Consider the following 26123-nt stretch of genomic DNA (forward strand, 5'->3'; position numbering starts at 1 on the left):
CTCGACCGGTCCGGCCTCGACGGGCAGCTCGCAGGCGTCGGCGGTGAGCTGGCAGAGCAGGGCGTTCTGGGCGCCGCCGCCGACGAGGTGCACGATGCGGCGCGGGGCGGCGCGGCCGGCGGGGCGCGCGGTGGCCCGGGTGGCGGGGCGCGCGGCGGGTCGAGCGCCCGGCACCATCTGGCGCACCTGCAGGTCGTGCACCCCGATGACGTGCCCCGGTTCGCCGCGCTTGACGTCACCGCCAACATCCAGGCCCTCTGGGCGACCCACCACGAGCAGAACGACACCCTGTGCGTGCCGTTCTTCGGCCCGCAGCGCGCCGGTTGGCAGTATCCGTTCGGCTCGATCGCCCGCACCGGCGGTCGCCTCGCCGCCGGCAGCGACTGGCCCGTCACCACTCCCGACCCGTGGTGGGCGATCCACGTCGCCGTGCACCGCACCGAGCCGCCGGTCTCGGGCGAGGCGGACTGGCCGACGTCCCAGGTGCCGATGCTGCCGCAGGAGGCGCTCACGCTGGAGCAGGCGCTGATCGCATACACCCTCGGCTCGGCCTACGTGAACGGCACCGACGACGCCACGGGCTCAATCGCCGTCGGCAAGGCCGCCGACCTGGTCGTGCTGGACCGCGACCCGTTCGACCCCGACGCCACCCTGTATGAGACGAAGGCCGACCTCGTCTTCGTCGACGGGGACCTGGTCCACGAGCGGTAGCGGCGCTCAGCGCGGGTGAGCGGTGAAGACGCCGACGTCCCAGGTTCCGAGGTGCTGGTCGCGCAGGTCCCGGCCGTGCAGCAGGCCGAACCCGCGCTCCCGGGCGAGGTGGGCCATCGCGTGCACCGCGGCGGCGGTTGCCGGTGGCCGCTGCCAGCCCGTGCGGCGGCGTCGACGGCGGCCCGGATCTCGCGCAGGCTCCCGGTCGCCGGCCGTGACCCGCGGGCGGTCAGTTCGGCGTCGAGGGCGGCGGCCGACGCGACGTCGAGCAGCCCGCGCAGGCCCTCCCCGAAACCGCCGCCGCCCTCGTTGAGGACGACCAGGTTCTCGTCGAGCGCGGTCAGCAGCGTGGCCGTGCCGTCCCCGGCAACCGGAGCGGGATCGAGCGGCACCTCGCCGTCGTCGTCGACGAGCTCGAGTCGGATGTGGACGGTGTTGCCGAACGCGATGCCGCCCTCGCGGACCGCGCTCGTGAACGCCACCTCAATCGCGGGCAGCGTCCAGTCCTCGACCGGCAACCGACGTGCGGGCACGAAACCCGCCCCGCCGACCACGGCGCCATCAGCGGCGTCGTCAGCGACGCCGGGATCGGTCAGCTCGGGCCACGCAGCCGCATCGACGCGTTCCGGCGGTGGCACCTTGGCCGCCGCCAGGAGCCGCGACCACCAACCGGCCACGCCCTCGCCGCGGACCCAGTCGCGCAGCCCCGGCAGGACCCGGCCCCGCAGGTCGTCCAGGTCCACCAGCAGCAACGTCGAGGCGCTCCCCACGCCCCGAACGCTACGCCGGAACGGGGCCACCGGCCGGCCGGACACGGCGGACCGTCAGGTGATCGGAAGCAGCTCGAACACCGGGTGGCGGTGTGCCTCGGCCACGAACGCCGCGACCGGTGCGTCCCGGTCCGCGGCGAAGTACGGCCGGGTCGCGCTGGCGACCGCGACGTAGCGTTTGAGCACCGGCCCGGCCTCGGCCGGCGGGAGTTCACGGACGGTGTAGTCGCTGCGGTCGCGGCGGCGGGCCAGGCTTACCCGGCCGGCGGCGCGGGCGTTGTGCACCCACGACACCGCTCCGTAGGGTGCCACGAGCCAGCGGCGCTCGCCGTCCCGCACCACCGTCGCCGGGTGGGTCACGGCGCGGCCGGACCTACGGCCGGTCGTCGTCAGCATGTACGTGCTGGGTATCAGGCCGGCCCGGACGAACACGCCGATGACGGCGTCGCCGATCCTGCGGCCTCTGCCGCGGCGGAACTGCCGGGCCGGGCGGGGACGCTGCGGGTCGCTGGCCGCCGGGTCGCTCATTGCTCCAGCGTGTTCCGCCGACCCGGCGTGCGTCAACGCGGCGTGACGACATGGTGGGCGGTGACCGCCAAGACACCGCCCACCATGCCGGTCTTAGGAGTCCTGCGCCTTGCCCGTTGTCACGCGGGCGAGGATCAGGGCCACGAGGATGATCAGGCCGTACACCGCCTGGATCCACTGCGCCGAGACGCCGGCGAGGGTCAGGATGTTGGTGATCAGGCCGAGGACCAGCACGCCGCAGAGCGCGCCGAAGAGGGTGCCCTTGCCGCCGTCCATGCTGACGCCGCCGATGACGGCGGCGGCGAACACGGTGAAGATCATGCCGTCGCCCTGGCCGGCGGCGATGGAGCCGAGGCGGCCGGTCATCAGCAGGCCGGCGAAGGCGGCGAGGCCGCCGGCGATGATGAAGACGACCCACATGACGCGCTCGCTGCGGATGCCGGCGGCGCGGGCGGCGTCGACGTTGCCGCCGATGGCGTAGACGGCGCGCCCGTGGCGGAACCAGCCGAGCACCGCGATGCCGACGGCGAAGAGGAGGGTGCAGATCCAGATTGACAGGGGCAGGCCGAGCCACGTGGCGTTGCCGAGGTACAGCACCGACGGCGGCAGCTCGAACAGGCTCTGCCCGCCGGTGATGCCGATCTGCAGCCCCCGCAGCGTGATGAGCATGCCCAGCGTGACGATGAACGCCGACAGCCCGAAGCGCAGGATCAGCAGCGCGTTGAGCGCGCCGACGAGCAGGCCGACGAGCAGGATGAGCGGCACCGCCAGGGCGGACGGCCAGCCGGTGCCGAGGCCGTTGCTGGCGGCGGGGATGACCAGGGCGACGCCCAGCGCCGGTGCCAGGCCGACGGTCGACTCCAGCGACAGGTCGAAGCGGCCGCCGATCAGGATGACCGTCTCGGCGAGCACCAGCAGCGACAGCTCGGTCTGCTGCTGCAGCACGTTGGTGATGTTGGCGCTGGTCAGGAAGACCGGGTCGACGAGGGCGCCGACGACGAGCAGGACGAGGATCGCCGGGACGAGCGTGAGATCCCGCATCCTGGCCAGGCGGATCCGGGAGAGCCCGGCCTGGACTGTGGTCATTGCTGGACTCCTTCGACGGCGGCGACCACGTCGGTGTCGCTCCACCCGGCGGGCAGGGCCGCCACGACGCGGCCGTGGAACATGACGAGGACCCGGTCGCAGTGGCGCAGGTCGTCGAGCTCGTCGGAGATCATCAGCACTCCTGTGCCGGCGTCGGCGGCGGTACGCACCGCGCCGAGCAGTGACTCCTTGGAGCGCACGTCGACGCCGGCGGTCGGGTTGATCAGGACGAGGACCGACGGCGACGTGCTCAGGGCGCGGGCGAGCACGACCTTCTGCGCGTTGCCGCCGGACAGGCTGTTCACCGGCGCCGACGGCCCTGACGTGTGGATGTCGTACCGGTCGATGAACGTGCGGGCGGTCGCCTCGAGCCGCCGCGGGGCGACGAAACCCAGCGGACCGAACGACGCGGCGATCGGCAGCGTGGCGTTCTCGGCCACCGAAAGTAGCGGAATCAGCCCTTCCCGGTGCCGGTCCTGCGGCACCAGGCCGATCCCGGCGGCGAGCGCGGCCGGCACGCTACCCGCGGTGACGGGTGACCCGCCGGCGGTGACGGTGCCCGCGGTGGCGCGCCGCAGCCCGCCGACGGTTTCGGCGAGGGCGACCTTGCCGCTGCTGCCGGAGCCGGTGACCCCGACGATCTCACCGGCGCGCACGTCGACATCGATCGAGGTGTACGACCCGCGCAACGTCAACCCCGCCAGCCGCAACGCGACCGGGGCGTCGGGCGGCACTGGTGGACGGGCCTCGACCGTGGTCAGCCCGACCGCCTCGCCTGTCATCGCGGCGACCAGTGCGTCGTGGTCGACGTCGGCGACGGGCGCCGTCAGCACGTGCCGCGCGTCCCGCAGCACGGTCACGGTGTCGCAGACGGCGTACACCTCCTGCAGGTGGTGGGAGATGAACAGCATGGTCACCCCGGTCGCGGACAACGCCCGCAGCCGGCCGAAGAGCCGTTCGATCGCGGTCGCGTCGAGCCGGGCGGTCGGCTCGTCGAGGATGATGAACCGGGCGCCCTGCGACAGGGCCCGGGCGATCTCGACCAGCTGCCGCTGCTCGACGCCGAGGTCACCGGCGCGGGCGGCCGGGTCGACGTCGACGGCGTAGTCGTCCAGCAGTTTCACCGCCCGCCGGCGCAGCGCGCCCCAGCGCACCAGGTCGCCCTGGCGGTTGAGGAACAGGTTCTCCGCCACCGACAGGTCCGGGATGATCGTGGAGCGCTGGAAGACACAGGCGACGCGGCGCCGCCACGCGGCCCGGTCCGACACCGGCGGGGCCGGCTGACCGTCGAAGGCGATCGCGCCGCCGTCAGGACTCTGCAGCCCGGTGAGCAGCGACACGAGCGTCGACTTGCCGGCGCCGTTGCGGCCCACGAGGGCGTGGGTGCTGCCGGGCGCGATCGTCAGCGAAACGTCGTGCAGCGCCGTGGTGGCGCCGAAGCGCTTGCTCGTGTGGACGGCCTCCACCGCCGGAACGGTGGAGGCGCCGGTTGCGTCGGTCATCACTTGCCGATCTGGTTGCCCCACAACGCCGAGTCGTCGACGTTGTCCTTGGTGACGAGCGGGGCGGGCAGCTGGTCCTCCAGCAGTCCCGCGCGGACCTGGACGATGGTGCTGTCGTGGTCGGTCTTGCCGGGCTGGAACGTCTTGCCGTCCACAGCGGCCTTCGCGTAGAACAGCGCGTACTTCGCGTACAGGTCGGCGGGCTGCGACACGGTCGCGTCGATCTCGCCCTTGCGGATCGCCTCGAACTCCTGCGGGATGCCGTCGTTGGAGACGATGAAGACGTGCTTCGGGTCGGTCGGCGGGACCAGCAGGTTCTTGGTGCGCAGCAGCTGCAGCGTCGGGGCCAGGAACACGCCGCCGGCCTGCATGTAGATGCCGTTGATGTCGGGGTGCTGGGCGAGGCGGGTCTGCAGCGCGGCGGACGCCTTCGCGCCCTCCCATTCGGTCGGCTCGGCGAAGACCGTGATGCCGGGGAACTTGCTCTGCATGCACTCGGCGAACGCCTCGGAGCGGTCCCGGCCGTTGACGCTGGACAGCGACCCCTGGAACTCGATCACCTTGCCCTTGCCGTTGAGCTTGGCGCCGAGGAACTCGCACGCCTTCTGCCCGTACGCACGGTTGTCGGCGCGCACCACCATGTAGACGTTGCCCTTGTCGGGGCGGGTGTCGACGGTGACGACCGGGATCTTCTTCTGCTCCAGCTGGGTCAGGGTGGTCGCGATCGCGCCGGTGTCCTGCGGCGCCATCACGATCGCCTTGGCGCCCTGGCTGGTGAGCGCCTGGGTGTTCGCGACGAGCTTGGCGATGTCGTTCTGCGAGTTCGTCGGCGTCATCAGGTTGATGCCGCTGTCCTTGGCGAACTGCGGGATGTACTTGGCGTAGGAGTTCCAGAAGTCGGAGTCGGCGCGGGGCAGGTCGACGGCGATCGGCGCGCCCTTCGCGTCGCCGGAGGCTCCGTCCTTCGGCGACGTGGACGAGTCGCAGGCGGCGAGGGACACGACCAGGGCGGTCGCCAGCAGGACCGGTCGTAGCTGTTTCATGGCGGGATCCTCAGGGGGTGTGGGAGTTCCAGATGGGGCCGTCTGGAAACGCGTAGCGGGCCCGGCTCTCGGCCCGCATGGTGGAGCTGAACCCTGGTGCGAGCGGCGCCAGGTAGTGCCCCCGGTGCATGCGCACCGGGTCGGTGAAGTGTTCGTGCAGGTGGTCCACGTACTCGATGGCCCGGTGGTGCATCGACCGGGACACCGCCACATAGTCGAACATCGACAGGTGCTGCACGAGCTCGCACAGGCCGACCCCGCCCGCGTGCGGGCAGACCGGGATGCCGAACTTCGCGGCGAGCAGCAGGATCGCGACATTCTCGTTGACCCCGGCGACGCGGGCGGCGTCGACCTGGACGAACGAGACCGCGCCGAGCTGCAGCAGCTGCTTGAACATGATCCGATTCTGAACGTGTTCGCCGGTGGCGACGGGGATCGGCGCGATCCGCCGGGCGATTTCTGCGTGTCCGACCAGGTCGTCGGGGGACGTGGGCTCCTCGACCCACCACGGGTCGAACGGCGCCAGGGCGTTGACCCAGTCGACGGCGGCGCCGACGTCCCAGCGCTGGTTGGCGTCGACCGCGATCCGCACCCCGGGCCCGCAGACCTCCCGGGCGATCCGCATGCGGCGCAGGTCGTCGCCGAGGTTCGCGCCGACCTTGAGCTTGATCTGCGTGAACCCGTCGTCGAGCGCCTCCTGGCAGAGCCGGGCGAGCTTGGCGTCGTCGTAGCCGAGCCAGCCGGGCGACGTGGCGTACGCCGGATAGCCGCCGGCGAGCAGCGTCTGGATCCGCTCCTCCCGGCCGTCCTCACCGTCGCGGAGCAGCCGCAGGGCCTCCTGCGGTGTCAGGGCGTCGCTGAGATACCGGAAGTCGACGAGGTCGACGAGCTCCTCCGGGGACATCGCCGACAGCAGCTGCCACAGCGGCAGGCCGGCCCGTTTCGCCTTGAGGTCCCACAGCGCGTTGACCACCGCGGAGATCGCCATGTGCATGACGCCCTTCTCCGGGCCGAGCCAGCGCAGCTGCGAGTCGTAGACGAGCTCGCGGTAGAGCCCGCCGAGATCGTCGAGGACCTCTTTGACCAGACGTCCGACGAGGTACGGGCGCAGCGCCCGGATCGCGGCGGTCTGCACGTCGTTGCCGCGGCCGATCGTGAACGCGAACCCGTGCCCCTCCCCGTCGGTGCTGTCGTCGTCCCCGCCCTCGATGGCGTCCGTCCGCAGGACCACGTAAGCGGCCGAATAGTCTGGGTCGGCGTTCATCGCGTCGGAGCCGTCGAGATCCCGCGAGGTTGGGAACCGTACGTCATAGGTGTCCAGCGACACGAATCGGTCGGTCATTGCCCCTCCCCCGTTTGAGTGACGCCGCGCATGAATACATCCGATGTCTAGCAGGCGTCGGCCATGATCGGCAAGGGGTAAAATCTTGGAGCCTGCCGCTTTTGTTCGATAGAAAAGAAGTTCGGCAACCTTCTTGACGAAGTGACACCTCCGATGTTCACTCGGTGTCGAGGGTTGTCCATGGTTCGATGAGCGGACCCACCGCTCGAAGACCTGCGGACGACACCCTGCAGAGCGACGCCGACGCCGAGCAGGGTAGGTACTGGTCCTGGAGGGGCCCCTCCAGGACCGGTACTGTGCTGTCCTCACGCCGCCTGCGCACCGCGCGGCGGCTTTTGCGCGTGCGTGCCACCATCGCTGTTATGGCACCCGGTCTGGTGTACAGCGGGATCATGACAGTCCGTTCGGGCGAGCTGGCTCGGGTGGGCCGCTGCACGCGATGCGGCACCTGGTGGCTGTGGCTGCCGTGGCCCGGCGCGGAGGCCGTCCGGGACGACGGCGGCTGCCCGGAATGCCTCCCCGGCGAAGACCATCCGGGTTCCGACCCCGGTGACCGTCTCCCGGGGCAAGGACCGGAGGCGCGATCGCCTGACCCGGACCCGGCCGGCGCGCCCCCGGCGCCCGCCGCCCCGCCCGCCGTCTCCCCGCCTCCGCCCGCCATCTCCCCGGAGCCGTCGTCGCCCCCGGAGCCGACGTCGTCGCTCCCGGAGCCGCTGATAGGAGCGGGCACCCAAGTCCTCGGCCGGGACCGCGACACGGCCTCAGGTGGCACGGACCCGGCGCCGCAGCCGGCGATCAGGATCGTGTATCCGCCCGAAGAGTCCCGGTCCGCGCCCAACAGCCTGAGCGTCAAACTGCGCGTCGTCGAGCACGAGTCCCGCGAGCTCCCGAAGCTTGCCGAGTTCATCGAGCGCGTCGAGAGCGAGGCACCTGCCCCTGCCGCGGTCGCGCTGGCCGCGCCGTCGTCGGAGCACCTTGAGGCCCTGCAGCGGAAACTCGTAGAGGCAGGCGCGTACCCCGATCCGGCGCCGGAGCCCTCCGCCTGGGGCCGGTGGGGCTGCGAGGTGCTGGCACAGATCGCCGACATCCTCGACGCCGCCCGGTCGTGGGTCGCGCGGGCCGCGGGGCGGACGGTGGAGATCATCCTTGGCGGGACAGGCGAACCCGGCCGGATCGTGCGGCTCATCGGCCGCTTCGTCGAGCAGACGGTGAAGGCAGGTCTGAAGCCGGTCAGCAACGTGGCCAACGCCTTGCGGGTGGCCGGCGTCGTGCTGTGCGCGGTGGACGGTGTCGATCTGACCGAGTGCAGGTGCGGGCGTGGCCTCTTCGACAGCATTCGACACCAGGCAGTCGTGGGCGACCTCGCCGCGTTGATCAATGAAATCCTCGATATCGACGCGTCGTCTTCGGACCAGGCCGTGGCCGACCGGCGCCGCACCGGCATCGTCATCGAGGTCGTCCGCGACTACATGCACGACTGGTTCTACGGACGGGCCCGCATCCCCGAGCCGAACGTCCCGCCGCCGCACCACGCCCCGCCAGGGCGGCAGGACGCCCAGTCCGGCCGGGCGCGCGCCGACGAGCCGTTCGTCGCGCCGACGGCGCCGCCCCGGACCGCACCCGGACCGCGTCACGCCGCGTCCGGTGAGGCGACCCATGGCGGGCCGTACCCGCACCCCGCCACGGCTCCTCCCGGGCCTGCCACCCGGGCGACCGGACCGCAGCCGCGGCCATCGAACGTCAGGCCCGGCGCTGCGCACGTCGCCGAGCCGGCAGCGACACCAGCAGCGGCAGCGACGCAGCCACCGGCAGCGACAACGCCGCAGCCAGCGGCAGCGGCAGCGGCGCAGGCACCCACGGCGCACCCGACCTCGCACAGGGCGCCTACGCCTGAAGCGCGGCCGTCGATGCACCGCGGGATTCCGACCGCCGGGCATGCTCCGGTCCGGCCGACTGAGACCCGGTCGGAGTCGGCACCACCGCCACCGCCAGGCGCGACGCAGCGGCCCGTCGACCGGGTAGCCGGTGAGGCGCTACCGCCGTCGCAGCCCGTGACTCCGGCGCAGCCGGCCGTCGACCGGACATCCGATCCGGGGCAGCTGCCCGCGCCACCGACATGCCCGACCGGGCAGGTCCCCGGCCGCGTGCCGCCGGTGGGGCCGCCCACGCTCACGCCGTTGCCGCCGCCCACGCTCACGCCGATGCCGCCGGACGAACGGGACAGCTGGGTGCACTGGTTGACGGCGAACAGCGCGCCGTCGGTGCCGGACCACGCCATCGCGCCCCCGCCGGTAGACGTCCAGCCAGACCCCGCGGACCACACCGGACTGGGGCCGGTGCCGCAGCCCGCGCCCGAGCGTTCGCAGCCGCGAACCACCCAGCCGCCGCAGCTGCCGCAGCCCGGCGGAGGCGCCTTCGACCGCTGACGAAGCGGAACGTCCGTGCCGTCAGGTGGTCGGGCGGCGCATGACGGCGTAGAAGTTGTCCCTGGCCAGGATGTTGACCAGCGTCCACTCCTGGTCCTCGAGCGCTTCGATCGCGGCGAGCAGGCGTGGCATCGCCTGCCGGGATGCGCTGAAACCCGTGTCGGCTTGGATCATCAGGTACCGATGCGGATAGTCGTCGAGGTCCACGGTGCCGTCGAGGACATCCGCAGAGGACACGAGTCGCTGCTCGAACGGGTCTTCCCCACGCCGCATGGACGCCAGGCTACAGGCCGGACGTGCCGAGGGTCAGCGCCCGCAAAAAAGCAATCGATACCATCCAACCCTTCACAGTGCTCGGTGCCTTAGAACTGTGAAGGGTCAGCGGTTCGACGGTGTGGGGGCGGCAATGGCGGGGGCATCGACGAGCGAGTCGATCATCGAGTCGGCAGCTGGACGGGGGCCGGGCGGCCGGCGCGGGACACTGGCAGCGGCGGTCGTGCTGATCGTCGCCGCCGTGGTGGGGATCGTCGTGTGGCGGTCCCGGGGCGCGGAGCAGCCCGGCGCGCCGGCGTCGTCGCCCGAACCGCGGGCATCGGAGCTGTACGCGGCCGACGGCACGACCCTGATCGCGCGGTTCGACACCACCAGACCCCGCGAGAGCTGCCTGCGGGTGCCAGTCAACGACTGGGGCTACTTCTGCGACTACTTCATCACGTGGTGGCAGGCGCAGCCCACCTTCGGGGCCGACGCCGCGCAGCGACTCGATCGCCTGCGCCACGGTGGGTACCGCATCGACGGTTCGCTCGACCCGCGGCTGCAGGCCGGTGCGAAGCTACGGGTGGACGCGCTCCTGCCGGTCACCGACCCGAAGGTGTTCTCCCTGGCCGCGATCGAACCCGGCACCGGCCTGGTCAGGACGATGGCCGTGAACCGCAACTTCCGCCGCCCGCCGCCGCCGGCCAGCCCGGCCGGTCAGGACCAGCCCGAGTGGCGGCCCGCCGGACCGGACCTGATGGACCCGCTCGTCTCCGGCGACGCGGACATGCCCGGCACGGCGGCCGGCGCGCCCTTCATGATGTTCACGCTGGCCGCGGCGCTGGACAGCGGCCTCACGCTGGACCACGCGATCGACACGAAGCGGGTCTACCAGTCGAACTACCGGATCGCCCCGCAGAGCCCGGCGGCCTGCAACGGCGGGCACTGGTGCCCCGCCAACACCGGCGACCCGGCGTACCTGTCGGGCCGCCGCACCATGTGGGACGCGTTCGGCCACTCGGTGGTGACCTACTTCGTGGCGCTGCAGGAGCGGATCGGCGCGGACAAGGCGATCGCCATGGCCAAGCGCCTGGGCATCGTCTTCCGCAGCAAGGAGGACCAGATGCTCAGCGAGCCGGCGGCGCACGCGTCGTGGGGCGCGTTCACCCTCGGCGTCTCGGCGACGACCGCCCTGGACCTGGCCAACGCGTATGCGACCCTCGCCGCCGACGGCACCCGCTGCGACCCGCTCCCGGTCGCCCGGCTCGCCGACGGCGCCGGCCGTCCGGTCGCGGGTGTCGGGCCGCACTGCGAGTCGGTCCTGCGCCCCGAGGTGGCCCGAGCCGCGATCGACGCCGGCCGCTGCCCCCTCGGTGACCGCTCCGCGTTCGGCGACCGCTGCGGCGCCGGCAGCGTCGCGACGACGGTCGTGCGCGACACCGTGGGCCGCCCGGTTGCCGGCCAGTTCGGCCTGACCGGCAACCGCGGCACGTTCTCCCTGGTGGTCGCCGCCCCTCAGCTGGCCACCGCGGGCATGGTCGCGTCCGCGCCCATGGTGGGCGGCGGCTCGGTCCAGTTGGACGCCGGCCTGACGGCGGGCGCCATCGGGGTGATCGCCGGGGTCGAGCGCGACGGCCTGGCCCCGCTGCCCGTTCGCGAGTTCACGGCCCCACCGCGGGAGCTCGCCATCGCCCCCTGACAGCCCGCCCGCAAGCCGATCCGGTCAGGGCATCACCAGGTCGAACTTCTCCCACTGGCCGATGGCGGCACGGTTGGCGATGAGGGGTGCCGCACCCGCGTTGTCCGCGCAGACGTAGCGGGCGTTGACGTTCGCCCGCAGGCTGAACGAGCCGTCGCCGTTGTTCAGCAGCTGGAAGCTCTCCCACGCGCCGGCGCTGGTGCGGTTGGCGACGAGCGGCGCGGCGCCCGCGTTCTCCGCGCAGACCAGCAGCCCGTTGGCCGCCGCGCGCAGGGCGATCGCGCCGCCGGCGAGCGGCACCTGTTCGAAGCGTTCCGCGGTACCCCACGACGTGGCGCTCGCAACGAGCGTGCCGGTCGCGGCGCTGACGAACCGGCCGTTGGCGCGGGCGCGCAGGCCCAGACCGGACCCGGGCGGCGTCGGCACGAACCGGTCGACCCAGTACTTGGTACGGGTCAGGTACGCCGTCTCCGCCGCGGTGCCGGTCAGGCCGTAGGCGCCGGAGTACGTGAGGTAGCCGAAGCCGACCGGCGGGTTCGACGACGCGGGTTCGATCGAGGAGCCCTCGTGCCACTCGTTGAACGACGTGATCGACACCCACGACGGCAGGCCGCCCTGGGTGAGGGCGTTGTTCCAGGCCCGGTCGTAGGCGGCGCCGTTGTCGCGGCCGAGCGTCGGGGTCGTGTTGCCCGGCACGGCCCGGTCGTCGATGTAGCCGGGCGCGACCGACGGCGCCCAGACCAGCCCCTGCGCGCGGCAGTAGGCGTTGGCGTTCGCCCAGCCGGGCGCGGTGGCCGCGGCGATGCCGTCGTAGGTGTACATGCCGCCGAAGTGCGCGACCTTGCTGGTGTCCGTCGTCTGCGCGAGGACGATCGAGGTGGAGCGGACCTGGTCCAGCGCGGTCCAGTCGGTGATCCGCAGGCTCTCGAAGACGTAGTACGCGCCCCGGTTGCCGTGCTGCGCGTCGCGGTAGAAGGCGGCGTGCGAGCCGTACCGGCCGATGATGTAGTTGATGTCGGCGACGGTGGAGGCGGCGGTCCGGCCGGTGTAGGGCTCCAGGTGCCACGCGACCTTGAGCCCGTGCCGGGCGGCGGCGTCGAGAATCCCCGGGACCAGGCCGTCCTCGTAGGAGCCCTGACCCCACCAGCTGGTCACGACGACGCCGACGCCGGCCTGGGCGATCCACGCCATGTGCTGCTCCAGCACGCCGGCGTCACCGGAGTTGTACGCGCCCCGGACCGGGTAGTAGTTGGCGCCCAGATCCTGCGGCGGGGTGTGCCCGCCCTGGTCCCAGTGCCGATAGGTGCCGTACCACGGGTAGTAGAAGACGTGGACGTTGCCGGCGGGCCCGGCGGCGGCGGACGCGTCGCGCAGGGCGAGCGGAAGCACGGCGAGGCCGAGCGCCGTGGCGGAGGCGCCCAGCAGTCCACGCCGGGTGAGGCGGGTGACATGCATGCAGTTGTGTCCCTTCGGTGACGCCGGGTGGGGCTGGCGGGCCCCACCCGGCGGGATACCTACGACGTACCTAGGACGTGGCGAGGTTGAACTTCTCCCACGGCCCGATCGCGTCACGGTTGGCGATGAGGGCGGCGGCGCCCCCGTTCTCCGCGACGACGTACTTGTTGTTGACGGTCGCCTGGAGGCTGACCGTGCCGTCCGAGTTGCGGATCAGCTTGAACGTCTCCCACGCGCCCACTGCCGCGCGGTTGGCGACGAGCGGGTTGGCGCCGGCGTTCTCCGCGCACACGAACTGGCCGTTGACCTTGGCTTTCAGGGCGACGTTGCCGTTGCCGAGGTCCACGATGTCGAACTGCTCCGAGACGCTGACGGTCGTCGCGTTCGCGATCAGCGGCCCGGACGCGGCGCTCACGTAACGGCTGTTGACCTGCGCCATGAGCGTGGATCCGCCGGCCGGCGGGGTGCCGCCGGTGATGATCCGCAGCGCGTCGATCATGCCGACCGAGGTCGTCTTGTTCACGATGCGGATGGTGTGGCTGCCGTTGGTCAGGCCGGTCTTGCTGTACACCACCTGCTGTGCCTGGCGGGCACCGGAGACGTTGAGGTTCACGTTCGCCTGGAAGACGTTGTCGATGTACACGTCGACGTTGCCCATGTCGCTGAAGCGTTCCGACAGCAGTTCCACCCCGGTGCCGGTGAAGGTGTAGCTGGCGGCGGCGTTGACGGTGTTGGAGTGGTGCGTGTCGTCGTTGTAGTCGCCGTAGCCGCGGCCGGTGGTGTGGTACCAGTTCGCGTCGTAGGTCAGCGAGGTGTCGTTGACCAGGCCCGGCGTGCCCGGCCCGCCGGTGCCGAGGGTGGACGCGGTGCCGGACAGCGACTTCACGCCGTTGTTCGCCGTCCCCGACAGCGACGTCGAGGTGTACGCCGTCAGCGGCTTGGCGGTCCGCTCGACGATGTAGACGGTGTTGGCCGCGGTGGCGAACGTGACCTCGCCGGCGGTGGTGGTCGTGAGCGTCACGTTGTCCGAGGCGCGGACGACCCGGATCTCGGCGGTGCCCCACGGGTTCACGACCCGGGCCTGCTTGCCGTAGAGGCTCTTGATGCCGACGTACTTGGTCTCGTTGCCCTCCCGCTCCGAGCTGACCTGGAAGCCGTCCTTGGCCAGGAGCGTGAACTTGCCGACGAAGTTGGTGTCGTTCGGCGCGGCCGGGAACACCCGGATCTTGTCGTTGTAGGACTGCAGCAGCGTCTCGTTCATCGCCGCGAGGTGCACGCCGAGGTACTCGAAGACGCCGTTGGTGTTGTTGGTCATGCCGTTGGGGTAGTTCTGGTAGCGCTGCAGCATGAGCTTCATGCCCTGCAGCGCCTGGTCGCCGAGGCCGAGGCGGGCGGCCTGGACGGCGTCGTTGGCCCACACGTTGCTGTATGGGTTGGGCCGGGAGTTCCAGCTGTTGAGCGCGGTGGAGTAGTCGGGCGCGCCGATGCCGGTCAGGTCGTAGGGCCAGATCAGCTCGGACGTGACGTTCTCACCGTTGCGCTGCTGCGCGGGCGCCGGCGGGTCGTGCGGCAGCCACGCGCCGTTGCTGGTCTTGTACGGCTCGATGCGGTCCAGCACGTTCTGCCACCCGGCGCGCAGGCCCGCGTCGAGGCCGAGCTGGTTGCTGACCGCGATCGTGAGCGGGAACAGCAGCCGCACTGCGGCCAGGTCCGTGATGGCGTTCTTGACGTCCCAGTACGTCTCGTGCGCGTTCGACGTGGCCATGTAGTAGCGGCCGGTGCCGGCGTCGTAGCTGAGCTTGGACTGGTAGAACTTCACCGCCTCGCGCATGTACGGGTACGCGGTGTTCTGCAGGTACGCGGTGTCGTTCGTGTACCGGTACTGCAGGTACATGTTGTAGGCGGCCTCGGTGCCGGTGGAGTAGATGTCGTTGACGAAGTCGCTGCCGACGGTGCCGCGGGCGTTGCCGTCCCAGCCCATCGTCTCCGGCACCCACAATCCGTCGATGCCGTATCTGGTCTGCGTGTAGGACTTCAACGCGGCGAGATTGCGGCTGTACAGCCGGTTCTCGGTGGCGAACAGGTCGGCGTGGTTCGAGGCCAGGAACGAGTTGTACACGTCACGCTGGTTCCAGAACCAGTAGCCGTTGCTCCACTTGGTGCGGTCCTCGGTCGCCCGGAACACGCCGTTGATGAAGTGGAACGGGTAGTTGCCGTAACCCCCGGCCGCGATCATGTACGTCGACAGGTAGTACACGTTCTCCAGGTAGTCGCCGGTACCGGCGGCGCCGGAGTACTGCACGAAACTCTTCGCCCAGAACGCGTGCCACCAGTTGCGGTAGTTGTTGAGGTTGGTGAGGTACCCGGTGCTCTTCGCCGCCGAGAGCTGGTTGCGGGCCTGGGTCACGGAGTTGGCGCCGGGGGAGTTGACCCGGCTCGCCGCGGTGAACCAGATCGTGTAGCTGCCGGTCGGCGTGATGTTGAGCCGCACCCGGGTGCCGTTGACGACCTGCGTGGTGTAGGCGGCACCCTCGACCGTCGCGGCGAAGGTGTAGCCGAAGCCGTTCGGGTCGTTCTGACCGCGGCTGAACCCGGCGGCGGTCGCGTCCGCGAACGTGCTCACCTGCTTCCAGGTGTCCAGGTTGGGCACGTCGGCGCTGTTGGTGACCGAGTTCGGGTCCCACATGCTCAGGTCGAGCGTGGTCGTGCCGAGGCCGGTGCGGTCGTCCTCGACGTGCACGCCCATGACCTCGGAGCCGGGCACGCCCATGACGGTGACGCTGCGGCCGGAGGTGTACCGGGTGGTCAGGGTCCCGTCGTACAGCGACAGCCGCTGCTGGTAGCTGTTCGCGCCGGTGTCCAGGCCGGGACTGGTGTTGAGGTTCACCAGACCCGCCGCGAACGCCGACTGCTGCGACAGGTCGACGCCGGAGACCTGCATCGTGAGCCCGTTGGCGTTCCAGACCATCGCACCGGTCTTGCCGTTGCCGACGGTGAGCCCGTGCAGCGGGTTGGTCTGCGGGCTGTTGTAGACGATGTCGTGCTTGCCCATGTACCCGGCGTAGTTCACGTCGAGTGCGCCGGTGCCGGGGTTGAACGCTTCGTCGGTGGTCGACGCGGTCGCGTTCTGGCCGTGGATCAGGGTGACAAACGTGCCCAACACGACGGTGGCGGCCGCCAGGAGGGCGAGTCGGCGGGGCTTGCCCACAGAAACTCTCCTTCGCATCTGGGAGCAGGAGCCTCGCGCCGTCGAGCCCCTCTCATGTGACAAGCAGTCAACATTGGACGTCTTCCTTCGTCAATGCCTGCATCGCCCCGACTTCGTCCGAGAGTATCCGTGATCATGCCGATGCCGCTGGCGGATACATGGGATGTATCCGCCAGCGGCGGGAAGATCTCAGTCGGCCATCGCGGCGCCGGTCTCCAGCAGCGTCTTGAGGTCGCTGAGGATCCACGGCCAGCCGCCGCCGGCGCCCATCTCTTCCAGGTCACCGGCGAGCATCTCGGCCAGGCCGGCCTCGTCGCCGATCTCGTGCGTCACGGTCAGTGACGTGACGCCGTCCTTGCCTTCCTTCAGCTGATACGTGAGGCGGGTGAAGCCCTCCGGGATGTTGGTGGGGTCCATCAGCATCCGCCACGTCTGCACCAGGCGGAACGGCGCGTCGACCTCGACGATCTCGCCGTCGACCCCGAGCTCCGGGGCGCCGGCGGCGATCATGCCCTCGTTCGACATGCCCCGGAACTCGCCGCCGGGGCGCAGGTCCATGTGGTTGGCGCCGCGGTACCCGTACCGCGAGGTCCACTCCGGGGTGGTGATCGCGTCCCAGATCTTCTGCGGGGTGGCCCTGATGTAGACCTTGTACACCTGCGTGCTGCTCATGACTCGTGCTCCTCGAGTTCGGCTTTGAGGTCCAGCAGTGCTGTGACGTGGTGTTCCGTGTACTTGTCGATCCACCGGTCGTGGACCTGGCGGATCGGGATCGGGTTGAGGAAGTGCAACTTCTCCCGCCCGGCCCGCCGGGTCACGACGAGGTCAGCCTCTTCGAGCACTTTGAGGTGCTTCATGACGCCGAAGCGGGACATCTCCAACTCCGACTCGAGCTCCGTGAGCGTGCGGCCGTCACGCGCGAAGAGCAGGTCGAGCAGGAACCGGCGGGTGGGATCGGCGAGGGCCTTGAACACTCGGTCGTCGTCATCCACTACTCGAAGTTATGTGACCAATAGGTCACATGTCAAGCCCCCGGTGGCGGGGTGTGGCGCATTGGGCAGGGCAGCCCCTTGTGAAGGGCATGGGCGCAACGGCTATGGTGCGTTCCGCGGCCGTGCACGGCCGTGTCGACAAACCGGGCCAACGCTGTCCCACCGTGTTCCGAATGCGCCGCCAGGCAAACGGTGGAGGTCAGCTGTGCCAGACCCGACTGGGTTCATGAAGTACGGTCGTCAACTGCCGCTGCTGCGGCCGGTGCCGGAGCGAGTCGCCGACTGGCGCGACGTCTACCAGCGCGCCGACGGCCAGCTGATCCATGAGCAGGCCAGCCGGTGCATGAACTGCGGCGTTCCGTACTGCCACAACGGCTGCCCGCTGGGCAACCTGATCCCGGACTGGAACGACCTGGTGCGCACCGGCGACTGGGACCGCGCCGCCGACACGCTGCACGCGACGAACAACTTCCCCGAGTTCACCGGCCGGCTCTGCCCGGCGCCGTGCGAGGCCGCCTGCGTCCTCGGCATCGGGGACGACCCGGTCACGATCAAGCAGGTCGAGGTCGAGATCATCAACCGCGCCACCGACGACGGGCCGCTGCGGCCGTTCCCGTCGGTCGCGCCGTCGGGCCGCACGGTGGCCGTGGTCGGCTCCGGCCCGGCCGGCCTGGCCGCGGCGCAGCAGCTGGCCCGCGCCGGCCACGCGACCACGGTCTACGAGCGCAGCGACGCCCCCGGCGGCCTGCTGCGCTACGGCATCCCGGACTTCAAGTTCGAGAAGCACCACATCGACGCGCGACTGGCCCAGATGGAGGCGGAGGGCGTGACCTTCGTCACCAACTGCGCCGTGGGCGTGGACGTCTCCCTCGCCGAGCTGCGCCAGCGGCACGACGCCGTCGTGCTGGCCTGCGGCGCGCTCGACGCCCGCGACGTGCCCGACACCCCGGGACGCGACCTCACCGGCATCCATCAGGCGATGGTGTACCTGGAGGGCTCCAACAAGGTCGTCGCCGGGAAGCTGGACGCCCCGCCGATCTCCGCCGCGGGCAAGCACGTCATCGTCGTCGGCGGCGGTGACACGGCCGCGGACTGCCTCGGCACCGCGCACCGCCAGGGCGCGGTGAGCGTGCAGCTCGTCGAGGTCGTCCCGCTGCCGCCGCCGCAGCGCGACGCCAGCCGCAACCCGTGGCCGACCTGGCCGATCATGCTGCGCACCGCCTCCGCCCACGAGGAGGGCGGGCAGCGCAACTACGGCTGCACGATCCGCCGCTTCATCGGCGACGACGACGGGCAGCTGCGGGCGGTCGAGCTCGTCGACGTCGTGCTCGGCCCGGGGTTCACGCTGACCGAGGTCGAAGGCACGATCCGGGAGATCCCCGCGGACCTGGCGTTCCTGGCGATCGGCTTCGCCGGCACGCAGCCCGGCCCGCACCTGGAGCAGATCGAGCTGACCCGCAACCGGCGCGGCACGATCGACACCGACAAGGAGTGGCAGACCTCCGTCCCGGGCGTCTTCGTGGCCGGCGACGCCCGTCGCGGCCCGTCGCTGATCGTCTGGGCGATCGCGGAAGGCCGCTCCGCGGCCGCGGCGGTCCACCAGTACCTGGGCGGCGGCGGCCGGCTGCCGGCCCCGATCACCCCGGCGTCGGTGCCGCTGAGCTGAAGCCGTCGTGAGGGCCTCAGTCCATGCTGAGGCCCCGGGCGGCGATCGCGGCCTGCACCCGGCTGCGCAGGCCGAGTTTCGCCAGGACCCGGCTCACGTGCGTCTTCGTGGTCGCCTCGGCGATGCCGAGCCGGGTGGCGATCTCGGCGTTGGACAGCCCGTCGGCGAGGCAGCGCAGCACGTCCCGCTCACGCTCCGTGAGGCCGTCGAGGTCGACCGGCGGGGCCGGCGGGCCCGCGAACGTGGCGATGACCCGCCGGGTCACGGCGGGCGCCATCACCCCGTCGCCCCGGGCCACCGCCCGCACCGCGGCGAGGAGGTCGGCGGCCTCGGCGTCCTTGAGCAGGAACCCGGCGGCGCCGGCCCGCAGCGCCCCGAAGACGTACTCGTCCAGGTCGAACGTGGTCAGGATCAGCACGCCCGGCACGCCCAGCGCGACGAGCTCCCGGGTCGCGGCGATGCCGTCCAGGCGCGGCATCCGCACGTCGAGCACCACGACGTCGGGCCGCAGGTCGCGGGCGAGCTCGATGGCCTGGACACCGTCGGACGCCTCGCCGACCACCTCGAGGTCGGGTGCCGAGCCGAGGATGAGCACGAGGCCGGCCCGCACCGCACCCTGGTCGTCGGCGACCAGCACCCGCACGGTCACGCCAGGACCTCGCGGGGGAGCCGCGCGGCGACCAGCCATCCACCGTCGCGCGGGCCGGCGTCCAGGGAGCCGCCGAGCAGCTCGGCCCGCTCCCGCATGCCGATCACCCCGGCGCCGGCGCCGTCGGCCCGCGGCGGCTTCCCGGCCAGCGGCGAGGCGACCGTGATGTCCACTGTGGACGGCTGGTAGGCGACCTCGACCGTGACCCGGCCGCCGTCGCCGTGTTTGAGGGCGTTGGTGAGCGACTCCTGCACGATGCGGTACGCCGCCAGGTCCACCGAGGTGGGCAGGTCCGCGGGCGTACCCCGTACCGACACCGCCACCGCGAGGCCAGAACGCCTGGCGCGGCCCGCGAGATCGTCGAGGTCGGCCAGCCCCGCGGTGACGTCCTCCCCGGCGGACCCGCCCGCGGGGTCGCGGAGGAACCCGACGAGCTGGCGCATCTCGGCCAGGCCGCGGACGCTGTTCTCGCGGATGACCCGCAGCGCGTCGCGGGTTCCGTCGGGCCCGAGGTCGGTGCTGAGCGCCGCGGTCGCATGGATGGCCACCGCGCTGAGATGGTTGGCGACGACGTCGTGCAGCTCCCGGGCCATCCGGGCCCGCTCGGTGGCGACGGCGTTGGCCCGGTCCAGCTCGGTGAGGCGCACCAGCTGCCGTGCCACCTGCGCCTGCTCCCGGTGGTGCCGCACGTGCGCGCCGGTCAGCACCGGCACCACGGTGACCAGCGCGAGCAGGATGGCCAGGCCGAGCGCCTTGATGTCGCGGAACACGACCAGCGCCACCACCGCCGTCACGACCGAGCCGACGACGGAGCAGGTGAGCAGCGCCCGGACCAGGGCCTGCCGGCCGTGCACGCAGGCGTCGTAGAGCACCTGCGTGTAGACCAGCGGCGTGGCCAGCGACGGCCCGACGACCACGTCGGCGGTGACCGCGGCGGTGCCGATCAGCACCGAGGCGAGGGGAGCGGTGCGCCGCAGCAGCAGCGCCGCGCAGCACACCACGAGCGGTGGCACCAGCCAGCCGGCGCCCAGCTGCTCCTGGTACTGCCCGGTGGCGAGCATGAGCAGCCCCACGCCCAGCCCGGCGCCGGCGAGGGCGAGGTCGACGGCACGTCCTTTCATGCCCCGATTCCATCACCCGGACGGCGCCGCCCGATATGCGACGAAGGATGTACACCCGAGCCGTCGTCGCGGCCGACGCGTCGGGGCGGGACGCACGAAACGCTCAGAGCATGGTCATCGGATTCATCATCGGTTGTGAGATCGCGTTCTGGATCGTCCTGGCGGCCGGCCTGATCCTGCGGTACCCGCTGCGCCTGCCGCGGGCCGGCGCGGTCGCGCTCGCCGCCGTGCCGCTGGTCGACCTGGTGCTGCTGATCGCGTGCGCCGTCGACCTGCACGGGGGCGCGATCGCCGGGTCGCGGCACGCGCTCGCCGCGCTGTACCTGGGTTTTTCGGTCGCGTTCGCGCACAGCATGGTGCGCTGGGCGGACGTGCGGTTCGCGTACCACTTCGCCGGCGGGCCGAAGCCGGCGAAACCCGCCGACAAGCGCACGCACGAGTGGCACCTGTTCGGGCTGGCGGCCATCGCGTGGGCGGTCACGGTCGCGCTGCTCGGCGCCGGGATCTGGTGGATCGGGGACCCGGCGCGCACCGCCGCGCTGAAGGCAGGCGTCGGACAGGTGTCGATGGTCCTTGCGATCTGGTTCGTCACCGGCCCACTCTTGACTTCCAACAAAAGCGGGCGTAAACAAAGCACAAGCAAAATGAAACGGCGGTGAAACAACACGATGTACGCCGAAGAACGGCAGCAGGAGATCCTCCGGATCGCCCGGACGCAAGGCCGGGTCGAGGTCGCCGGCCTGGCCGACGAGCTCAACGTCACGTCGGAGACCATCCGCCGGGACCTCACCATGCTGGAGCGGGCCGGTGTCCTGCGTCGGGTGCACGGCGGGGCGATCCCGGTCGAGCGGATCGGCTTCGAGCCCGCCCTGGCCACCCGCGACGCGGTCCTCATCGAGGAGAAGGAGCGCATCGCCAAGGTCGCGCTCGCCGAGGTGCCCGAGGAGGGTGCCATCATCCTCGACGCCGGCACCACCACCGCCCGCCTGGCGCAGCTCCTGCCCGCCGACCGGGAGCTGACCGTCGTGGTCAACTCGCCGGTCATCGCCACCACCCTCGGGGTCCGCCCCAACCTCAACGTGCTGCTGCTCGGCGGCCGGGTCCGCGGCAAGACCCTCGCCACCGTCGACGACTGGTCGCTGCGGCCCCTCGCGGACCTGTATGTCGACGTGGCGTTCCTCGGCACCAACGGCATCTCCGTCGAGCGCGGCCTGACCACCCCGGACCCGGCCGAGGCGGCGGTCAAGCGGGCGATGATCCGCGCCGCCCGGCGCACGGTCCTGCTCGCCGACCACACCAAGCTCGGCAACGACTACCTGGCCCGCTTCGGCGAGCTCGCCGACCTGGACCTGCTCATCACCGACACCGTCGCGGACAGCGACCTGGTCGGCGACCTCGAGGCCGCCGGCGTGCGGGTGACCCGCGCATGATCGTCACCGTCACGTTGAACCCGAGCCTCGACCGCGCGGTCGAGGTGGAGGCGCTGACCCGCGGCGAGGTCATCCGCGCCACCGCCGCCCACCTCGACCCCGGCGGCAAGGGCGTCAACGTGTCCCGGGCGCTGCTCGCCAACGGGGTCCCGTCGGTGGCGGTCCTGCCGTGCGGCGGCGACGAGGGCGGCCAGCTCGTCCGGCTGCTCAAGGCCGAAGGGGTCGAGGTCCTCGCGGTCCCGATCACCGGCCGGACCCGTTCCAACATCACGCTCGCCGAGCCCGACGGCACGGTCACCAAGGTCAACGAGCCCGGTCCGGCGATGTTCCGCGCCGAGTTTGACGAGATCACCGACCGCGTCCTGACCCGCGCCGGCAGCGCCGACTGGGTCGTGCTGTGCGGCAGCGTCCCCCCGGGCCTGCCGGACGACTCCTACGCACTGCTCTGCCGCCGGCTGCGCGCCGCCGGCATCCGGGTCGCCGTCGACACCAGCGGCCCCGCCCTGCGGGAGGCCGCGCAGGCCGGGGCGACCCTGCTCAAGCCCAACCGCGACGAGCTCGCCGAGGTCGTCGGCGCGCCGCTGCCCGACCTCGCCGCCGTCGTCGAGGCCTGCCAGCAGCTGCGCGCCTGGGGCGCCGGCGCCGTCGTCGCCAGCCTCGGCGCCGACGGCGCGGTCCTCGTCGACGCCGACGGGGTCGTCACCGGCACCTGCCCCGTGGTGCGTCCCCGCAGCACCGTCGGCGCCGGCGACGCCCTCCTCGCCGGGTTCATCGCCGCTGGCGCCCACGGCGCCGCGGCCCTCGCCGAAGGCCTCGCCTGGGGCGCCGCCGCGGTCAGCCTGCCCGGCAGCCGCATGCCCGGCCCCGCCGACCTGATCCGCCACAACGTCACCATCCACCCCCAACCGGACCAGCTCCGCCCCCTGCTGCGCTCCGGCCCGCCCTCCTGAAGGAGAACCCCGTGTCGACCTACACCCCGCAGGTCCAAGGCGGTGGCTTCAAGGCCTCCGTGCAACGCGTGGGCGGCTACCTGGCCGCCATGGTCATGCCCAACATCGGCGCGTTCATCGCCTGGGGGCTGATCACCGCACTGTTCATCCCGACCGGCTGGCTGCCCAACGAGAAGCTCGCCGGCCTCGTCGGCCCGATGATCACCGTGCTGCTGCCGGTCCTGATCGGCTACACCGGCGGCCGGCTGGTGCACGGCCAGCGCGGCGCGGTCGTCGGCGCGGTCGCCACCATGGGCCTCGTCATCGGCGCCGACGTGCCCATGTTCCTCGGCGCGATGCTCATCGGCCCGCTCACCGCGTACATCCTCAAGCTCTTCGACGGGCTGGTGGAGAACCGCATCCGTCCCGGCTTCGAGATGCTGGTGGACAACTTCAGCGCCGGCATCATCGGCGGCGCCATGGCCATCGGCGGCGTCTACGGCATCGGCCCCGTCGTCGAGTGGCTCACCAAGCGCGCCGGCTCCGGCGTGGACTGGCTCGTCGACAAGGACCTGCTGCCGCTGACCTCGGTCCTGGTCGAGCCGGCGAAGGTGCTGTTCCTCAACAACGCCATCAACCACGGCGTGCTCGGCCCGCTCGGCGTCGCCGAGGCCGCCGACAAGGGCAAGTCCATCCTGTTCATGATCGAGTCGAACCCCGGCCCGGGCCTCGGCCTGCTGCTCGCGTTCATGCTCTTCGGCCCCCGCGCGCTGCGCCCCAGCGTCCCGGCCGCGATCATCGTGCAGTTCCTCGGCGGCATCCACGAGATCTACTTCCCGTACGTGCTGATGAAGCCCAAGCTGATCCTCGCCATGATCGCCGGCGGCGCGGCCGGCGTCGGCACCTTCATGATCACCGGTGCGGGACTGGTCGCCACCCCGGCACCCGGCAGCATCTTCGCCTACATGGCGGTCACCCCGAAGGGCGGCTACTTCGTCGTCCTGCTCGGCATCGCGATCTCCGCCGCCGTCACGTTCGCCGTCGCGTCGCTGCTCATGGGCTTCGGCCGGGGCGAACCTCCCGCGGACACCGTGGACGACGACGCGGCCGCGGCGGCCGACGCCTCGATCGTCGAAGAAGGCCCGGCGCGCACCGCGGCCCCGACCCGCCAGGAGGTCTAACGCTCATGCCCACCATCAACGGCACCGAGATCAAGAAGGTCGTCGTCGCGTGCGACGCCGGCATGGGCAGCAGCGTCATGCTCGCCAGCACCCTGCGGCGGCAGCTGTCGAAGAGTTCGGTCATCGTCGAGCACACCCCGGTGAACCGCATCCCGGCCGACGCCGACGTGGTCATCTGCCACCAGGGCCTCGCCGCCCGGGCCCGGGTCAGCGCCCCCGACAAGGTGATCGTGCCCATCCAGGTGTTCATCGGCGACCCAGCGGTGACGAAGGTGGTCAACGCCGTCCAACGCGGCGGTGAGCTCAGTGGCTGACCTGCTGACCGTCGACGCGATCCGGCTCCAGGAGCGGGCCGGATCGCGGGACGAGGCGATCCGCCGCTGCGGCGAGGTGCTCGTCTCGGTGGGCGCCGTGAGCGAGGAGTACGTCGAGGCCATGCTCGCCCGCGAGCAGAGCGTCTCCACCTACATCGGGGAGGGCGTCGCCATCCCGCACGGCACGTTGAACAGCAAGGAGAACGTGCGCCGCGACGCCCTCGCGGTGCTGCGCTTCCCCGACGGCGTCGACTGGGACGGCAACGACGTGCGCGTCTGCGTCGCCATCGCCGCCGCCGGGGACGGCCACGTCGACATCCTGGCCTCGCTTGCCGGGGTGCTGATGGACCCCTCCCGCGCAGAGGCCTTGCGCAATGCGACGGATGCCGACTTCGTCATCCGCCTTCTCACAGAGGAAGAGTTGTGAAAGTCCTGACGTTCCACGCCCCCGGCGACGTCCGCATCGAGGACGCGCCGGAGCCGGCCCCGGGCCCCGCCGACGTGAAGATCCGCGTCAAGGCCTGCTCCACCTGCGGCACCGACGTGAAGATCTACAACCACGGCCACCACCACATCGTGCCGCCGCGGGTCATGGGCCACGAGATCGCCGGCGAGGTCGTCGAGGTCGGCGCGGACGTGACCGGCTGGGCACCGGGGGACCGGGTCCAGGTGATCGCCGCGATCCCGTGCGGCCGCTGCGGTGAATGCCGGCGCGGGCACATGACCGTCTGCTCCAACCAGGTGTCGATGGGGTACCACTTCGACGGCGGCTTCGCCGAGTACATGGTCGTGCCGCACAACGTCCTGGACGTCGACGGCCTCAACCGCATCCCCGACGGCGTCAGCTACGCCGAGGCCTCCGTCGCCGAACCCCTCGCGTGCGTCCTCAACGGCCAGAACCTCGCCCGCGTCGGCGACGGCGACGACGTGGTGGTCGTCGGCTCCGGCCCGATCGGCTGCCTGCACGTGCGGCTGGCCCGCGCCCGCGGTGCCGCCCGCGTCTTCCTCGTCGACCTCAACCGGGAGCGGCTCGACCTCGCCGCCGACCTGGTCCGCCCCGACGCCGCCATCTGCGGCGCCGAGACCGACGTCGTCGACGCCGTCATGAAGCTCACCGAGGGTCGCGGCGCGGACGTCGTCATCACCGCCGCCGCGTCCGGCGCCGCCCAGGAGCAGGCGCTGCAGATGACCGCCCGGCAGGGCAGGATCAGCTTCTTCGGCGGCCTGCCGAAGGACAAGCCGGTCGTCTCCGTCGACTCCAACGTGGTCCACTACCGCGAGCTCACCATCGTCGGCGCCAACGGCTCCAGCCCCGCCCACAACAAGGAGGCGCTGCGGCTCATCGCCTCCGGCGCCGTCCCCGTCGCCGACCTCATCACCCACCGCCTGCCCCTCGCCGACGCCCTCGACGCCTTCGGCATCGTGGCCCGCGGCGAGGCGATCAAGGTCACCATCGAACCGTAGGAGGTCGTCGATGCCCACTCGGACCGTCCTCGTCGGCTCCGCCAGCGGCCTGCACGCGCGCCCCGCCGCGCTGTTCGTCGCCGCGGCCGCGAAGCAACCGGTGCAGGTCACCATCCGCACCGGCGAGAAGAAGCCCGTGCCGGCCCGCAGCATGCTCTCCGTGCTGTCGCTCGGCGCGAAGAAGGGCACCGAGGTGACCCTGGAGGCCGACGGCGACGGCGCGCAGGACGCCGTCGATGCGCTCGCCGCCCTCCTGGAGCGGGACCTGGACGCCGAAGATGGGTGACCTCTCGGGCATCGGCGTCAGTCCCGGGCGCGCGGCGGGGCCGGTCCACCGGCTGGCCCCGCCGCC

The 26123-nt window shown here is 71.7% G+C and carries 25 protein-coding genes; 12 read left to right on the plus strand and 13 right to left on the minus strand.

What is annotated here, in order from left to right:
• Positions 1–177 (minus strand): FGGY-family carbohydrate kinase (locus AB0K00_RS55670; RefSeq protein WP_363539490.1); only part of this gene is annotated, 177 nt, incomplete at its 3' end.
• Between the two features lie 33 nt (positions 178–210).
• Between AB0K00_RS55670 and AB0K00_RS55675 the strand changes: the two genes are divergently transcribed.
• Positions 211–711: an amidohydrolase family protein gene (locus AB0K00_RS55675; protein WP_363539492.1), complete on the plus strand. Its 501-nt coding sequence runs from the start codon at positions 211–213 to the stop codon at positions 709–711.
• 824 nt (positions 712–1535) lie between these two features.
• On the opposite strand, the gene AB0K00_RS55680 is transcribed toward AB0K00_RS55675, so the two are convergent.
• The 5 genes from AB0K00_RS55680 to AB0K00_RS55700 form a co-directional block, all read right to left on the minus strand.
• On the minus strand, positions 1536–2009 hold the full coding sequence (locus AB0K00_RS55680) for a nitroreductase family deazaflavin-dependent oxidoreductase (protein ID WP_363539448.1): 474 nt from the start codon (positions 2007–2009) through the stop codon (positions 1536–1538).
• 93 nt (positions 2010–2102) lie between these two features.
• Entirely contained in the window at positions 2103–3095 is a 993-nt protein-coding gene (locus AB0K00_RS55685; RefSeq protein ID WP_363539450.1) for an ABC transporter permease, read from the minus strand.
• A complete protein-coding gene (locus AB0K00_RS55690; RefSeq protein ID WP_363539452.1) occupies positions 3092–4597 on the minus strand; it encodes a sugar ABC transporter ATP-binding protein in 1506 nt (501 codons plus the stop codon). Before AB0K00_RS55690 ends, AB0K00_RS55685 begins: the two co-directional genes overlap by 4 nt.
• Entirely contained in the window at positions 4597–5640 is a 1044-nt protein-coding gene (locus tag AB0K00_RS55695) for a sugar ABC transporter substrate-binding protein (RefSeq protein WP_363539454.1), read from the minus strand. Before AB0K00_RS55695 ends, AB0K00_RS55690 begins: the two co-directional genes overlap by 1 nt.
• A gap of 10 nt (positions 5641–5650) precedes the next feature.
• Complete coding sequence (locus AB0K00_RS55700; protein WP_363539456.1) at positions 5651–6982, minus strand: enolase C-terminal domain-like protein; 1332 nt, start codon at positions 6980–6982, stop codon at positions 5651–5653.
• A 392-nt stretch (positions 6983–7374) separates the two neighbouring features.
• Here AB0K00_RS55700 and AB0K00_RS55705 point away from each other — a divergent pair, with 392 nt between their 5' ends.
• Positions 7375–9408: a hypothetical protein gene (locus tag AB0K00_RS55705; protein ID WP_363539458.1), complete on the plus strand. Its 2034-nt coding sequence runs from the start codon at positions 7375–7377 to the stop codon at positions 9406–9408.
• Positions 9409–9429: 21 nt separating this feature from the next.
• Here the strand turns inward: AB0K00_RS55705 and AB0K00_RS55710 are convergent, their stop codons facing one another.
• Positions 9430–9681, minus strand: a complete 252-nt coding sequence (locus tag AB0K00_RS55710; RefSeq protein ID WP_363539460.1) for a hypothetical protein — start codon at positions 9679–9681, stop codon at positions 9430–9432.
• A 133-nt stretch (positions 9682–9814) separates the two neighbouring features.
• On the opposite strand from AB0K00_RS55710, the gene AB0K00_RS55715 reads away from it, so the two are divergent.
• Positions 9815–11362, plus strand: coding sequence for a penicillin-binding transpeptidase domain-containing protein (locus tag AB0K00_RS55715; RefSeq protein WP_363539462.1), 1548 nt, complete (start codon positions 9815–9817; stop codon positions 11360–11362).
• Positions 11363–11386: 24 nt separating this feature from the next.
• Here the strand turns inward: AB0K00_RS55715 and AB0K00_RS55720 are convergent, their stop codons facing one another.
• The 4 genes from AB0K00_RS55720 to AB0K00_RS55735 form a co-directional block, all read right to left on the minus strand.
• Positions 11387–12817: a glycoside hydrolase family 99 protein gene (locus AB0K00_RS55720; RefSeq protein ID WP_363539464.1), complete on the minus strand. Its 1431-nt coding sequence runs from the start codon at positions 12815–12817 to the stop codon at positions 11387–11389.
• 70 nt (positions 12818–12887) lie between these two features.
• Positions 12888–16025, minus strand: coding sequence for a carbohydrate-binding protein (locus tag AB0K00_RS55725; protein WP_363539466.1), 3138 nt, complete (start codon positions 16023–16025; stop codon positions 12888–12890).
• Positions 16026–16214: 189 nt separating this feature from the next.
• Entirely contained in the window at positions 16215–16697 is a 483-nt protein-coding gene (locus AB0K00_RS55730; RefSeq protein ID WP_363539468.1) for an SRPBCC family protein, read from the minus strand.
• Complete coding sequence (locus tag AB0K00_RS55735; protein WP_363539470.1) at positions 16694–17017, minus strand: metalloregulator ArsR/SmtB family transcription factor; 324 nt, start codon at positions 17015–17017, stop codon at positions 16694–16696. Before AB0K00_RS55735 ends, AB0K00_RS55730 begins: the two co-directional genes overlap by 4 nt.
• A gap of 205 nt (positions 17018–17222) precedes the next feature.
• On the opposite strand from AB0K00_RS55735, the gene AB0K00_RS55740 reads away from it, so the two are divergent.
• Positions 17223–18683: a glutamate synthase subunit beta gene (locus AB0K00_RS55740; RefSeq protein WP_363539472.1), complete on the plus strand. Its 1461-nt coding sequence runs from the start codon at positions 17223–17225 to the stop codon at positions 18681–18683.
• Between the two features lie 16 nt (positions 18684–18699).
• On the opposite strand, the gene AB0K00_RS55745 is transcribed toward AB0K00_RS55740, so the two are convergent.
• The gene (locus AB0K00_RS55745; RefSeq protein ID WP_363539474.1) at positions 18700–19332 is read right to left on the minus strand and encodes a response regulator transcription factor; all 633 of its coding nucleotides are present in this window, start codon (positions 19330–19332) and stop codon (positions 18700–18702) included.
• On the minus strand, positions 19329–20453 hold the full coding sequence (locus AB0K00_RS55750) for a histidine kinase (protein WP_363539476.1): 1125 nt from the start codon (positions 20451–20453) through the stop codon (positions 19329–19331). Before AB0K00_RS55750 ends, AB0K00_RS55745 begins: the two co-directional genes overlap by 4 nt.
• A gap of 110 nt (positions 20454–20563) precedes the next feature.
• Here AB0K00_RS55750 and AB0K00_RS55755 point away from each other — a divergent pair, with 110 nt between their 5' ends.
• From AB0K00_RS55755 to AB0K00_RS55790, 8 genes are read left to right on the plus strand one after another with little or no spacing between them, the layout of a single operon-like run.
• On the plus strand, positions 20564–21112 hold the full coding sequence (locus AB0K00_RS55755) for a hypothetical protein (protein ID WP_363539478.1): 549 nt from the start codon (positions 20564–20566) through the stop codon (positions 21110–21112).
• A gap of 9 nt (positions 21113–21121) precedes the next feature.
• Positions 21122–21883, plus strand: a complete 762-nt coding sequence (locus AB0K00_RS55760) for a DeoR/GlpR family DNA-binding transcription regulator (RefSeq protein WP_363539480.1) — start codon at positions 21122–21124, stop codon at positions 21881–21883.
• Complete coding sequence (gene pfkB, locus AB0K00_RS55765; RefSeq protein ID WP_363539482.1) at positions 21880–22833, plus strand: 1-phosphofructokinase; 954 nt, start codon at positions 21880–21882, stop codon at positions 22831–22833. Before AB0K00_RS55760 ends, pfkB begins: the two co-directional genes overlap by 4 nt.
• A gap of 11 nt (positions 22834–22844) precedes the next feature.
• Positions 22845–23993, plus strand: a complete 1149-nt coding sequence (locus AB0K00_RS55770) for a PTS mannitol transporter subunit IICB (protein ID WP_363539484.1) — start codon at positions 22845–22847, stop codon at positions 23991–23993.
• A 5-nt stretch (positions 23994–23998) separates the two neighbouring features.
• A complete protein-coding gene (locus AB0K00_RS55775) occupies positions 23999–24307 on the plus strand; it encodes a PTS lactose transporter subunit IIB (protein WP_327001531.1) in 309 nt (102 codons plus the stop codon).
• Positions 24300–24734, plus strand: coding sequence for a PTS sugar transporter subunit IIA (locus AB0K00_RS55780; RefSeq protein ID WP_363539486.1), 435 nt, complete (start codon positions 24300–24302; stop codon positions 24732–24734). Before AB0K00_RS55775 ends, AB0K00_RS55780 begins: the two co-directional genes overlap by 8 nt.
• Positions 24731–25771 (plus strand): zinc-dependent dehydrogenase, encoded by a 1041-nt coding sequence (locus AB0K00_RS55785; protein WP_363539488.1) that lies wholly within the window; start codon positions 24731–24733, stop codon positions 25769–25771. The genes AB0K00_RS55780 and AB0K00_RS55785 overlap by 4 nt, the downstream gene beginning before the upstream one ends.
• A 10-nt stretch (positions 25772–25781) precedes the next feature.
• On the plus strand, positions 25782–26057 hold the full coding sequence (locus tag AB0K00_RS55790; RefSeq protein ID WP_327001528.1) for an HPr family phosphocarrier protein: 276 nt from the start codon (positions 25782–25784) through the stop codon (positions 26055–26057).
• The last annotated feature ends 66 nt before the right edge of the window (positions 26058–26123 follow it).

It is taken from the genome of Dactylosporangium sp. NPDC049525, assembly GCF_040676755.1.
GTDB lineage: Bacteria > Actinomycetota > Actinomycetes > Mycobacteriales > Micromonosporaceae > Dactylosporangium.